The sequence below is a fragment of the Nostoc sp. FACHB-888 genome, from assembly GCF_014696655.1.
Classification (GTDB): Bacteria; Cyanobacteriota; Cyanobacteriia; order Cyanobacteriales; family Nostocaceae; genus Nostoc.
The window spans coordinates 1-13,346 of sequence record NZ_JACJQM010000062.1 but is presented as its reverse complement, the minus strand read 5'-3'; the positions used below and the strand labels follow the sequence as shown (position 1 = coordinate 13,346).

Sequence of the window (13,346 nt, the reverse complement as noted above, 5' to 3'; positions counted from 1 at the left end):
ATCTGAAACTCATAAAAACTTAAGATTATATAGAAATATTCAAAAATCCAAAGCAGAGATAGCGTTCTGCTTCTGCTTTTCGGTGACACCCAAGTAACGCTCCAAAGCTGCCAACGTGCGATGCCCCGATATCTCCTGAATGTGGCGCAACGGTATCCCAGCATCGCTCATCCTGGTTAACGCAGTTCTCCGAAAGCTGTGGGTACTAACGCCCTCAATCCCCAGCCGCAAACAGGTATCTCTGAGAATTTTATCGGCGCTGACCTTGTGAATATGTAACAACCCATGCCGACCGGGAAACAAGAACTCTTTGCGGCGGTTGGGGTTGTACTCTTCTAAATACTGCTTGAGCTTCGGATGCACTTGGATCTCCCTGGTGTCCCGCTTGCCTTTGGTGTTCACGCTGCGTAATACTAACACCCCTCTGACACCGTTGCTGCCAAACACATCTTTCACTGCCAAAGTGCAAGCTTCGTTGATCCGGCAAGCAGCATAAAGGCACACGCCAAACAATGCCCGATCGCGTGGGTTGACAAAGCCCTCGTTAAATAGGAGATTAATTTGGTCAGGGGTAAGGATCTCTGCCCTGCCGAACCGGTTGATTTTCATAGGGTCTAGCTTACATTGTCTAATGCAAGAAACACAATGTAAGGGAGCGAAAAGCCTAATGTTTCGTGAGCGATTGCACCCGATTAACCCAGACTTATCAATCAGCCCGAAAGCATGAACGCTACAACCCGCATTATTCCGTAGGCTGATAAAATTAGCTTATGTTTGCAACGCGATTACCACTTGCAGGTATGATCCGCACCAGTATGATTTGCTCATGTTGCGGCTTGCTCAACTGTCTATACTGCTTCTATACTCCTGGTTGATCAATCGTTGCTATCAAAACCGGTATCAATTTTCTCTCCACCAGCGTCTACACTTACCCCTAAACCTACTGTTATGGAGAAGAATAACCCTGAATTTATTTAGTTGGCGTGTATAATTGGATATTTTCGTTGGTAGAACAAACCATTTTATGCCATCTCATATGTCCGTTCAAACCCATGCAACTGTTCGCAATCAGCAAGCTGAACTTTTGATTGGGTATATTCTTGAGATATTTGCTGAAAAACTACATAGAGATGGTTACATAGCAAATCCAGCGCCACCTATTGCCCAGGTTCTTTTTGAAAAGGACGATTGCAGGGACATTTTTGATCACTACATAGAACTCAATATTGTAAAGCCTATTGCTAAGATCAAAGGTTCTCTCCAATTATGGGTACAGCTTACCTGCTACAAAGGGAATAAAACTGGCAAACCTGAGCCTAATAAAACCTATGAAATTCGAGAGACTCTAATAGAAGGTCTTGGCTTAAGGAGATGGCTACGCGAGGAAAATGTTACATTTCGGACTATTCATTTTACTGTAGGATCTGCAAAATATACTTACGATTGGTTCAAGACTGCTAAAGATTGTGCTTACGATCTCTCGCTGTATCCAGATGACAGCATCGAAAGTAACAGACTCTTTGCAGAGCTTGACCAGTTAGCTACAAATGCAAGGACGGAGCAGCTTTTTTTCAAAAAATTAGAACAGGTGCGGAGTGATGTGAATTCTCAAATTGGCATTTTTATTAATACTATGTTTCATCACCTGTATAAATGGTTTTTAGCAGGGTTGCCTAGTAGTGAACTGGCGGATAAGCAAGCTGATTTACTCAATCATTTACGTCAAACTAGGCAAAAACTTGTGATCGCTACTTTAGAAGCAGCTAAACAGGGCGGTGAGAACATCAAAGGCACAGCCGGAAGAATCATGCTTGGTGAAGAAACCAGCGATCCCATCATGCTTCGTACATTGAAGCGTCTATTGCAGACAAAACCTTTTTTATCTGTTGCTCTTGAAGCTGAGGCGAATTGGGAAAAGTGGATACAGCAGCACCAGAAAGCTCCAAATGGTTATAACAGCCTAGAAGATTATATTCGTGAGCTTTGGAACTCATCTGATGATGTTCACCTCATCAACAGAAGATTACTCCTTAGAATTCATACAGACAGTGCCGTTAATTATGTTCAAGATATAGATATTTTGGGTGTAACAGAACATAATCTTTATCAAGGTAAGCATAAACAAAATCTAGTTGAAGCTATTTCTAAAAAAATAGCGTCCAATTGCATTAACTCAAATATACAAGAACCTATCGATCTCTATAAAAGATTAATTAGTAATTATGCTTTACAAATTTTAAAAAATTCACGTAAATTTGAAAGTATAAATGGCACTAATATTAAACCAAGTTTTTTATACTTAGAAGAAGCGTTGTCTAATTATTATCAACTTTTAAATTTTCGTAGTGTTAACCTCCCTCTTCCAATTTCATATTGTAGACATTTCAGTAGTGCTAATATAAATGCTTACGAAAATATGAAAGTTGTTTGTAGTAGAGTTAATAACTATCCGTTGGCTATTATAAAAGGCAAATTTTTTAGAAGGCAAGAGTTTGCAAGGCGAGTTAAAGAAGAATCTTATGTTGGGCTTACTACAAAATTCGAGTATCAGGGTAGTAAGTTTCTAGAGCGATACCCAGGCTTGCCTATGATAATGTTTGTCGATATGGATACTAATTTGTCACCTCCGGAATATGCGATTAGAAAACTTGTTACATCTGGCTGGGATGTGTTTTTTTCCATCCAAAAGCTAAAAGATTTTCTAGATGAATTGTCACATTAAAAGGCTAAGGGATCTCAGTACTTTTCGGATAAGAAATTTATTTTTGAATGCAGGCAAGGATGCAGAGGAGCAGGAGTGCAGAAGGAAGAAAACCTCCCTCTGCACCTCTGCTGCCTCAACGAAGAGATGTGTTAGGCATGTTAACCCAAAGGTATTGAAAGGGAACTAAGCTGCTACAAAGTGCTATGCCAAGAGTAAAACCTTTATCTCAAGAGTATTTAATAAAAAGTTCGCGAGTAGAACACAAAAAAATAGACATTATCTTTTTTGGAGTAAACTGCTACAAAACCATTTTAAAATTTAATTATGCAAGCTCAACTGCTGTCATTAATAGCTACTCGTCTTATTGATGGGTATTTGGATAACTTTTTATGGAAAGATATTTGGACAAGACCTTTGGAAGACGGTAGTGCGTTTGAGTGGACGATGCTGGCTGCTCTAGCTGCTCAAGCTGAGATACGTGGATGGAAATACTCATTTCCGATTCTAAATTTACCAATGGGTGCTAGTCTGTTTCCTTTACGTAATGAAATTCCCAAACATCATGGCGCACAGCCTGGCCATTCAGGAACAAGACAAGGACATAATCTAAAAGATCGATTTCTTCAAGCCTTTATCCCGAAAATACTGTTATCAAAAAATGACCAATATTACAGTATGTTTCGAGAAGGCTGCTCATACCACCAAGTGATGGCAAATGTTGATTACCAAGAACGTCCAGACATCCTGATTCTTCCAGGTCATCCACAAGAAACTTTTCCAAAGCTGACCCAGCAAGATACATGTCTTGATTTTTCCTTTAAACTCAGCGAACATACTTCAATTTCAGGACAAGTAAGGGTACTGAATTCTCCAGTTGTAAGATGTCGGTATCGCATCCCAGAAGAAGGTTTGCAACTGCCAATAGCCGGGATTATGGAATGTAGTGTTAACAAAAGTTTATCGATTGCAAACGCTCAATTGGAGGGATATATTAGGATATTTTCTACCTCCAGTGCTTCTCCACCTGTATTTTTAGTAACTGGAAATGAAATACCTCCATGCAAATGGTTGAAAGCCACAATACCTTTATCATGTACTGACGAGAACCTCCTGGAGTATGCTTTCCGTCGTGCCGCAAATTTGGCGTTGGATGCGTTTGGAATTGCCTAGCTGTTTGAAGATAGCTTCAAATAGTTGTTTAGCAAATAGTGGTGGTACGGCATTCCCAATCTGCTTTCCCTGAGCGTAAGGGTTGCCAGTAAATGTATACCAATCTGGAAAGGTCTGAAGTCGAGCTTGTTCCCGAACAGCCAAACGGCGTGTTCCTATCAGTTCCTCGATAGCTCTATTACAAACTGGAGGTTGTACATACCCTTCAATCCAAGCGGGTGGTTCTTCTCGCATCATCTGTTGAAATGAATTTGTAGTGTACCTGTACACGAAATCCACATCCGGTAACGCCCCTGGAATGAAAGCCCCTTGAGCCGGAAATTGACATAGTGCAAATTCGTCTCCACGGATGCGTAGGGTAAATGCAGGTTCCGTATCAACCTTGCGGTTGCGTGGGCCACGCATTTGTGAGTTGGCTCGATGGGAAAAATACTGACCCATTGGCCACGGCAAATCTCCTAAAGCATCAAGAACAGACTGATAGGGTAGCTTATTCTCGAATAGGGAAAGCTGAGTAGAATCATCTGGAGAAATAATTTTTTTTCTTGGATGGTGGGTTGGCTCAGGCCAGTTAAAAGATGTTGCTATACGGCTGCCAACAAAAATGGCTCTCTTCCTTGACTGTGGAACGCCGTAATCTGCCATGTTTATAACTTTGCAATCTAACCAATATCCAATAGCTTCAAAATCTTCATAGATTTGCTGTAGAATTACCCCTTTACCGATACTCTTAATGCCTGGAACGTTTTCCATCACAATCCACGTTGGTTGAAAGTGATTCACAAGGCGTACAAAGTGTTTGTAGAGATGATTACGGGGATCATCAACAAAGCGCAGACCACGAGCTTGCGAAAACCCTTGGCACGGCGGTCCACCAATAACAACGTCAACCTGTTCAATTTTTGTGTTAGGTTGCCAAGCTTCGATACTCCCGCAATGTACCTCTTGGCACATAGGAAACATTTGACGGTAAGTTGCTATGCTTATCTTATCAGAATCGACTGCTCCTACAGGGATACCTCCTGCTTGGCAAAAACCCAAAGTTAATCCGCCCGCACCACAGAACAGGTCAATACAGGTGGGCGATGACTGATTGATTCGTTGATAGTATGAAGAAGAATTGATGTGCTTTATTTGCATTAGTTTCTAGACAGTATTGTCCAATATTTTTCGGGTATGCGGTAGAGCTTTAAGCTAAGATAATCGATTCTTTCGATAATACCTGAATGTGCTGGGTTGGTTGTTAATAGTTGGGATAGATGTTCAATTTCCTGACATAAGTGGATATTGTTTTCTAGAGGTTTAGGTATAGGGAACTCTTCAATGTAAGTTTTTTTGAAACGTAAACGCCCTCCATTATGAGGATTGCCTATGCTATTGCATCGGTTACGAAAGTAGAAACGGGCGATACAGCTATTTAGTAATCCAAGAAGGAAATAGTCACTGGAAGGAATAAAGAAAGCTCCATCGGGAATTAAATACCCATTTAAATCTATAGCAAAGCGACACTCGGATGAGATGTCAGGAAAAATAATTTTTGCCTTATTGAAAAGGTGATAATATTCGCATTCTCGTAATCCATACCAAGTTGGATGACCACGGGTATCAGTCCTATTACGAAGTAATTTTTCATATATAAGCAAGTGTTCCATCACTTTAGAATTTTGTGGAACTATCTCCCCTTTTCTAACAAGGATAAGATATGTTCCATCCCATTTAGCTTGCCATGTTTTTATGCCTACAGGACGCAGCATAGGTTTTAGAAACTGTGCGCTATTTTGATCAAGCAAAAATTGCTGTGCTTCAGTTTGGGATAGAAAATATGCTTTTTTACAACCTGTTTTAATACCGGAGAGAATTTTACCAGCATAGTATATTAAGGGCGTAGTGTTCTTACAAATAATTTTTAAAAGGCTTTCTGTTTCAGCATAGTTAATACTCCATCCTTCTACACTTGCATTCTCACATGGCATTAAGCCTGCGTTTTGAAGTCCGTAAAATAATGGAGAAATTTCCGGTAAGTTGCGAAAGGCGTATGTACGGTAATCGCCCTGTTGAGAATTTTTGTTTAGAACATACACACTTGTATGTATGTTCACATCCTCAAAAATTTGTAATTCATCAAAATCAAATAAATATTTCAGTGTAGCGCACTTACTTATAAAGTTTCTTATAGCGTTTCCATATTTACTCTTTTGGAAGCTGGCTGGAGAAACAAAACAAAGTGTTCCTTGAGGTTTTAATGCTAAAATGCCATGTGCAATGAAATAATTATATAAATCTACTGACCCACTATAGATTGATGGATATAGCTTTCTAAGATAGTTTTTAGTATTTCTATCAATTCGATTAGCACGAACGTAAGGAGGATTACCAACAACAATATCTACCAGTTGATTATTTTGATCATTTGGCTCTAACTGGAATGTAATTTGTTCAGTAAAAAAATTTAGTGCATTACCTATATAAAAACATGAAGATAGACTCGCTCTAACAGATTCGTAAGAATCACCACTCAAATTACTTATAGCAAATGCAAGACGGATACAAGAGGCAGTAACTGCCACACAACTTAATTCTGTTCCTTTAATATTCCTTAGTAATTGAGTATTAATAGGAATATTAAGTTGGGCAAATAGTAATAGAATGGCCAGCGGAAATATTCCGCCACCAATACAGGGGTCATACCAGATAACTTTTTGTAAAAGTTTACGTACTTTCTGAATAGAATCTAAAGGTATAGGAGTTATATGCCAAATAACTTTAATAATATCAGCTTCAGTTATATTGGAATTTTCTAATAGCCAAGAAGCTGCGGCTAGCCTGACCATATCAATTGCTAAAATAGGCGGCGTAGCAACAATTCCTTGGTCTTGTTTTTTTCCTGAAATTAATTCAACTTCATTGAATAATCTACTAAAAAAGTTGCATGTTAAATCTGTTTTACTACTTGGAAATTGCTGTTTTAAATCTATTTTTTTAATTTGTGCGAAGTGAAAAAATAGCTTGTTAAGCTCATCTAGAGTGCTAATCAGCCAAGGGTTTTTTTGCCCCTCATTGGATAGGAATAAAGCAAGCCCTTCTAAAATTAAACAAATTTCTTTGTCAGTTTTAGATTGGACACATAAATACTGCGCGACTAACTTAGCTAGTTGTACCTCAACTTCTGAAGATTCAATCCAACTGCTATTTATGAAAGTTCTCATACAAAAATACGACAGTGCAAGCTGATAGCTTAGTTTAGACTGGTTAGCTCTTTAAGCGTTTTATCAAATATATTATTGAGTTAACTACGCTGTGATTGATTTTTTTACCTGTATTGTCTACAATATGTATACACATTGTAGACAAAAATATACAATATTGTCAACATTTTGTTTACATAATTGTATACAGGATTCTACTATGTACATAACATAATGTAAACAAAACTTTAAACTATGAGTAGCACAGTAATTTCATTTCGCCTAAGTGATTTGGAAATTCAAGCCCTAAAAGCTTTACAGGCTGAAAGTAGTGAATCGCTGAATCAGACTGCTGCAAGGCTGCTCAGGAGTATTTTAGGAGGAACTGCCAGTGTAAACAATACTGTAGACATTGTAGACCTTCGGACATTGATAAAGCTGGAAGTTGAGGCTGCGGTCGCTAACTCCCAGCACATGAAAGATTTATTAGAAGAGCATACCGTCTATTTAACAACAGCGATCAATGAGATTAAGCAGGAAGTCAATGAACGCTTGGGGGAGTTGGGGTATTAGTAGTATCGGAACAGAAAACCGAGATAAGCCGCATTACACAAATACTACAAAAGTTTTTAGGTGCTTAAAACCATTGATTTATCGTTAAAGGTTACTTTGTGATTATCTAAATGAGCTAGTACACGCCTCAATAAAATCCTTATGCAATAAGACTTTTCAGCTAACCCCTGTTTTCGATTCCAATGATTCTCATACCCTATGTTCGACAAAATCTCTGTCTATCATCACCAAAGGCTTTTTTTTTAAGAAGGGTAATGAACATGGGTAGGTAGCCAGCCGCTCTTAAGAAGGAAGATAGAGAAAAGTTAACTACCACCACTCCCCGACTTAATTTTCTCGCTCTCCTCACCGATAAATCATTCATTCACAATCAAGTTATAGTCAATATAACCAAGCATCGCCCCTCTTTTTATCGCCTCATAACTGTTCTTAACGTGCCATTTACTGTACAAATCACTGGCATAACGTTTGACTGTACTAACAGAGAGAAACATTTCTTTGGCAATCTGTTCAAAACCTAAACCCTGAGCCAGTAAACGCAGGACTTGTATTTGTCGCTCGGTGGGAGAGTCAAGCAAGTTTTTGTCAGCAAAACTAGGGTCAATATATCTATTTTTATCAAGGTTTTTTAACAGTTTTTTAGCCAGCTTCGGGTCAAGCAGGCATTCATCAGAGTAAGCTCTCTTGATGGCTAGTTCAATCAATTCTACATCAGCACTTTTGAGCATATAAGAATCAGCCCCATGACGAAAAGCTGACTTAATAAAGTCTGAATGAGTTTGATTAGTAAAAATCACCACTTTACTATTAGTTTTCCTTTTGATTGAGCTAGTCAGTTCTAAACCACTCATGTCGGGTAAGAGTAAATCAACTAACACAACATCAGGGTTAGTCTGTTCAATTAACTGAAACCCTAGCTTTCCACTGGTGGCATCACCAGTTACTTCTATATCTGGAGATTGTGAAATAGCGCCTTTGATGCCTAAGAGTGTGAATGTTTCTGGTTCAACAATTACTATTCTCAGCATGATATTGATAATCCTCTAATAATAAATGGCTGTTTATGAGGTTATTTATTATTGGTGTCTAGCGGACACGTAGTAGACACTGGGTGTCTCGGTCGTGTCTAGGTGGGTGTCTGCTGGTGTCTATGCTAGATAAGGGTTTTGAGCTTTGGTATCTGTGGTGTCTGGTGTCCTGTGTCCGCTAAAAAAGGGCGTTTTTGGGGCTAGACACCAGACACCAATCGCAGTCAAATTTGATTGAGCCTGATAACACCCTCGCCTATCCAGTCTGCTAAAGATGCTCCAACAATTTCATACATCCAGCCCTTGATTTGCTCAACACTAAATCTCTCACCGTTCACTTTAAAATTGCCCTTAAACTCTCTTACATCAGCTTCAATTCGTTCAGTCCTGGTGAGATATTCATACAGTTTTTGCGCCATTGGTGATAGTTTGTTCGCTTCAGATTGGGTATCACCTGCTTTATTACCAAGATTGAATTCCAGTTCATAAATGCGCTCTAAAGTGGCTTTGTCAATGGGGGGATTGGGGTTAGATTCTGCTGGGAGAGCGTCGCTAAAGTCAGATATTTTCACTGTCATTTTGGGCAGATTAACATCAAGCCATTCGTTGGAACTGTCGAGTTTTACCTTAGCTTTCCCCGTCGATGAGGGCTGTAGTGTAACTGGATCTACTTCTGCCAAACATTCAACTTGGAGCATCTTAGAAACAAGATTATGTAATCCCTTAATGCCGAATAAACACGTCTGGGTGTTGTTATGAGCTACGACAGTAATGGGCATCTCTTGTTTACGGCTTTTGGTCAGTGCCAGCTTGCCGAATTTGTCTAACAGTTCTGCATCTTTAATGAAATCGCCGTATGTGGTGGCCTCCTCACAAATTAGAGATAAAGCTTTGCCTTCTGCCCAAAGTTTCTGCCGCCATTGCGACTCACTCATAGAAGAATCATTGAAAGTTTTTAATCTTGATTCCAATTCTTTTAGGTAATTGCGGATCTGCTGTTCTATCTCGTCCCAAGAATGATAACTTTCAACTCCTCGCCATTCACTACGGTTCGAGTCGGGGTCAAGGACAATCACACGGTAGCCGGCTTGTTTTTTGAGTTGGATTACATAACGGGCTAGCCAAGATTTACCGCCCCCTTGGTTGCCCCAAATTAGGGCAGTTTGTTTAATTAGGTTTTGCACCCATGCCGTTTTATTGTCCTGTGGTGCGATTGCTCCTGGCTCAGATCCAGTAACTTTATCGTTGGGGTCAATCGTCCCCTGTAAAGTCTGACTCCCTTGCAAGTAGGGCGTTTTCATCTCACGCAGCTGTTTGATGTAATCTGCCTTCTGTTCTTCGGTCATGCCTGCGGTTTGCGCCTCAAAGATAGCCTCGGATGCCTCCATTTGGGTAACTTCAATTTCAGTGTGGGCGTAAATCTCGGCTTTTTGGATGTCAACAGTACGATCATTGGCTATCAAATCTAAATCGGCTTGTAGTTGGACTTCTGCGATCGCAACGTCTCGGTAACTCTCTAGTAGCTCGGAACGTGCGGCCATCTCTGCTTTTGCAGCATCCCGTTTTTGGGCGATGTCTTCAAATATTGTTTTCTGCTTTTCCTCATACTGGCAGTGCCTCAGCATCCACCCAGCAAGCGCAAACCCCAGGAATCCACCAAACGCCCACAACGGCTTATATGGGTTGGTAGCTTTCACCAGCCCATTAACGCCCATAGCTGGGTCACGCACTACTTGGCGCGGCATTCCTTCTAACTGCCATTGCTCCCAGTAATGGGGGGTCATGCGAAAAGGACGGTTATCTTTGTCCTGACACACCAATGTTTTCAAAGGGGTTTTAATGCAGAAGTAGATCCGATCGCTGCTGGTTCCTTTCCAAGCCATCGCAGCCGAGCTAATACCCACAGTCAAACTCAGCCCAATTGCAACAGCTTTCTTGTCCATTGGCAGACGACCAAACCACAACATTAAACCCGATTGTTGCGACTCTGATAAAGTTTTATGTTTGTCACTTAAATAATTCACTTACTTCTCCTGCCACCAAATAGAAAAAGCATTAATATCGCTAGAAATATGCCCACTCCTGCACCATCCATCCAACTTGAAGATTCAGCAGTTTTTGGCTGATACACCTTTTCAATTGAAGTATTAGCTGTTTGTGTGGAAGTCCGAGCTTCATTCCACTCACTAATCGGTTCAGATAGCGCACACAATAAAGCCAGTGATGCACTGCAACCAGTCATTAAATTAGTGACGAAATTATTAAATCCTTCACCTGTTGCAGTGGCAGTAAAATACAGGTGTGCAGTACCCACTGCAAGAAACATTCCAACTGGGTGAACTTGCAATAGATGAAAGGTAAAAATTACTGCACTATTCAAGCAACTGCCAGCGACGATTTCACAAGCATTACCAGCACGTCTAAATGTTCTACCTCTGTTATTTTCTGGCAGTGGTGGTAACTGTTCGGGTTGTTGATGCTGCTTAGTTGATTGTGGTGTTTGTGCCAGCCCTTCCATTGAAAAAGGGCTGACGCTATGAGGATCTTCATTTCGTTTCCTTACTAGCATCAGCCTGTGTCCTTTCAACTAATAGTTATCTGTCGCCCAGCTTGTTCCACAAGTTACCCAGCATTGCACCCCAACCGCGAACTGTTCCTGTTGCTGAAACACTAGACGCTGGTGCATGATTTTGGGATTGAATTGGTATGATTTCCTGGGGTGTTTGGGTTGGCTCCAGCGCCCGTGACCCATACCTCGCACGGGCTAAAAGTTGTTGGCGTTTCTCTCTCAGCCCTGTTGTGATGGCTTGACGTTCAGCTTGTACAACTTGCCTATTTTCTATACCGCTAATCTTGTTTTCATGCCGCCACAGTTCTGCTTGCAAATCATGGTGTAATTGGGCTGCAACTTCAGTTAAAGCGTGTTTACGTTTCTGGTCAATCCGCAACAAGTCGGCTCTATCTTGGGCATCTATCTTACTCATCTCGCTGTCAAATTCAGCGTTAAGTTTACGGATTTTACCAATTGCACCCGCAACATGAGAACCATATTGCTTTCTTAATTCCGTCCAAGTTACCTGCCCTTTGGTCAGCTTCTCCATCGCCTCAAAGACGACCTTGGCATTGTCTAAGAATGGCTCTAGTCTGTCACTTAACTCTTGGGCATTATTCGCATAATCAGCGAATTGTTCGAGCTTATTTATATCAGAGAGATAGCCCAGAATATCAGACTCAAATCCTCCCCAAGATTGTGCTTTTTCATCAATGTGGGAACTATGACCAACTACCGGATTACGTATTGCAAAATCCATTGCGCTATTCTCCTAATAAGGTATGTTGTCGTAGTCGATATCGCTCGACCCTTGGGGCAATTCATCCCAATAGCCCATCTCTTCAAATCGGTTATAAATTCTCGTTGCTAATTGCCTTACGGGGTCGTCAAAATCATCAGAGATTAAATCAAATCGGTTAGAACCAAACGCCAAGATATTTGCAATATCAGGGTCAATCCCATTACCCAAGAATTGACCAAATGCAGCAGAGTATGGATGGTCATCAATGGTTGAATGAGTTGCTAGAAATTCCGTCCCGGTAAAGGGTGGGTAATCTTCACTCTCGAATATTGGTGTGGAGAGTGCCTGAATATCTGCCTCAATCATTGCTGACCATTGTTCAGGATTTTCCGCTTTGAATTGCTCTAATCTCAGGGCGGAGTCAGTCAGAGGTGATTTGCCCCAATCGTTGGGATTTTTGTAATCAAGTGCCATGCTGTTAAGATCCTTATGTACTTTCGTTTTTGCGGCGAGAGATACGTCCCGGAGTGGGGCGATTGCAATGATTGGTCGTCGGTGCAATCGCTTCATCATCAGTTCTCACAAAACTCAACAAGTTCAAAAACCTCTCTCTGCACTTGGTTCTGGCTTAATTCTTTACGCCTGCCCTTAGAGTCATTGAAAATGAAAGGTGCATTGACTCGACAATTAGAGTGGTGGCTATAGCGCAGTTGTTGACCACGGAATTCATAGAGGTGGTTACGCTGTAAGGCTGTCGTTGAAAGCATAAGTTTGTCCCTCAACTTGCGAATAAAACTCGATATTTAGAATCGCTTCGTGAATCTCCATCAAGGCTTGAACGGCATCGCCCATTTTTAGGTCATTCGATGTACTGAACCGCTCCGATGCTTCAATTTGCTTGTAATTTGGCGATGCTTGCACGAACCTTAGAGTTTGTTCGCAACCCAGGATGATGGTCATTATTTCGGTGGTCGTTAGGCTTGGCTGTGTCTGCATGGTTTCTTGGTCGCTCATGACTTCTTTCCTTTCCTTTGGGTTTTGATTGGTGCGGCTGGCGCTTCTGGCTGACTCGGCTTTTGAAGTACATAGCTGATGGCCCCTGCACCCCCCACGGCTGCGGCGATCGTGAACATATTATTTCTACCAAAGTGCTGCACTCCGAAGTAGCCAAGGGCTAGAAAGCTAAGAGTGGCAACAGAGAATCCAAGTGTTTTGTTGATTTTCATGGTTACGCTACGAACAAATCCTCAAAGTTACTTAAGCTATCGGGTTGGGACTGGTCAGTTAGAGCAGGTTGTTGCTTGTGCTGACAGCAAAGTGAATTTTTATCTCGAAAGTAAGCCCTTAAAATCCAAGTCACAGCAGAGGTCAGGTCATCGGTGAGAAGCAGTTT

General features: G+C 41.0%; 13 protein-coding genes. 3 read left to right on the top strand and 10 right to left on the bottom strand.

The annotated features are described in order from the left end of the window. Nucleotides 1-39 precede the first annotated feature (39 nt). The gene (locus H6G26_RS26675) at nt 40-609 is read right to left on the bottom strand and encodes a site-specific integrase (RefSeq protein ID WP_190732859.1); all 570 of its coding nucleotides are present in this window, start codon (nt 607-609) and stop codon (nt 40-42) included. Between the two features lie 382 nt (nt 610-991). Here H6G26_RS26675 and H6G26_RS26670 point away from each other — a divergent pair, with 382 nt between their 5' ends. Next, nucleotides 992-2,722 (top strand): hypothetical protein, encoded by a 1,731-nt coding sequence (locus H6G26_RS26670; protein ID WP_190732857.1) that lies wholly within the window; start codon nt 992-994, stop codon nt 2,720-2,722. A 306-nt stretch (nt 2,723-3,028) separates the two neighbouring features. Beyond that, nucleotides 3,029-3,874: a hypothetical protein gene (locus tag H6G26_RS26665; RefSeq protein WP_190732855.1), complete on the top strand. Its 846-nt coding sequence runs from the start codon at nt 3,029-3,031 to the stop codon at nt 3,872-3,874. On the opposite strand, the gene H6G26_RS26660 is transcribed toward H6G26_RS26665, so the two are convergent. Both H6G26_RS26660 and H6G26_RS26655 read right to left on the bottom strand, forming a co-directional pair. Continuing rightward, a complete protein-coding gene (locus tag H6G26_RS26660) occupies nt 3,794-5,014 on the bottom strand; it encodes a DNA cytosine methyltransferase (RefSeq protein ID WP_190732853.1) in 1,221 nt (406 codons plus the stop codon). The two genes, H6G26_RS26665 and H6G26_RS26660, sit on opposite strands and share 81 nt — an antisense overlap. Further along, a complete protein-coding gene (locus H6G26_RS26655) occupies nt 5,014-7,080 on the bottom strand; it encodes an Eco57I restriction-modification methylase domain-containing protein (protein WP_190732851.1) in 2,067 nt (688 codons plus the stop codon). The genes H6G26_RS26660 and H6G26_RS26655 overlap by 1 nt, the downstream gene beginning before the upstream one ends. A gap of 234 nt (nt 7,081-7,314) precedes the next feature. Here H6G26_RS26655 and H6G26_RS26650 point away from each other — a divergent pair, with 234 nt between their 5' ends. Continuing rightward, nucleotides 7,315-7,632, top strand: a complete 318-nt coding sequence (locus tag H6G26_RS26650; RefSeq protein ID WP_190732849.1) for a hypothetical protein — start codon at nt 7,315-7,317, stop codon at nt 7,630-7,632. Nucleotides 7,633-7,988: 356 nt separating this feature from the next. On the opposite strand, the gene H6G26_RS26645 is transcribed toward H6G26_RS26650, so the two are convergent. The 7 genes from H6G26_RS26645 to H6G26_RS26615 form a co-directional block, all read right to left on the bottom strand. Beyond that, nucleotides 7,989-8,660: a response regulator transcription factor gene (locus tag H6G26_RS26645; RefSeq protein WP_190732847.1), complete on the bottom strand. Its 672-nt coding sequence runs from the start codon at nt 8,658-8,660 to the stop codon at nt 7,989-7,991. A gap of 224 nt (nt 8,661-8,884) precedes the next feature. Beyond that, the gene (locus tag H6G26_RS26640; RefSeq protein ID WP_190732845.1) at nt 8,885-10,684 is read right to left on the bottom strand and encodes an ATP-binding protein; all 1,800 of its coding nucleotides are present in this window, start codon (nt 10,682-10,684) and stop codon (nt 8,885-8,887) included. After that, nucleotides 10,681-11,229, bottom strand: a complete 549-nt coding sequence (locus tag H6G26_RS26635) for a hypothetical protein (RefSeq protein ID WP_190732843.1) — start codon at nt 11,227-11,229, stop codon at nt 10,681-10,683. Before H6G26_RS26635 ends, H6G26_RS26640 begins: the two co-directional genes overlap by 4 nt. A gap of 25 nt (nt 11,230-11,254) precedes the next feature. Then, nucleotides 11,255-11,971, bottom strand: coding sequence for a hypothetical protein (locus H6G26_RS26630; RefSeq protein WP_190732841.1), 717 nt, complete (start codon nt 11,969-11,971; stop codon nt 11,255-11,257). A gap of 12 nt (nt 11,972-11,983) precedes the next feature. Continuing rightward, nucleotides 11,984-12,526, bottom strand: coding sequence for a hypothetical protein (locus tag H6G26_RS26625; protein ID WP_242053877.1), 543 nt, complete (start codon nt 12,524-12,526; stop codon nt 11,984-11,986). 165 nt (nt 12,527-12,691) lie between these two features. Next, complete coding sequence (locus tag H6G26_RS26620) at nt 12,692-12,967, bottom strand: hypothetical protein (protein ID WP_190732839.1); 276 nt, start codon at nt 12,965-12,967, stop codon at nt 12,692-12,694. Continuing rightward, on the bottom strand, nt 12,964-13,179 hold the full coding sequence (locus tag H6G26_RS26615) for a hypothetical protein (RefSeq protein WP_190732837.1): 216 nt from the start codon (nt 13,177-13,179) through the stop codon (nt 12,964-12,966). The genes H6G26_RS26620 and H6G26_RS26615 overlap by 4 nt, the downstream gene beginning before the upstream one ends. Nucleotides 13,180-13,346 lie beyond the last annotated feature (167 nt).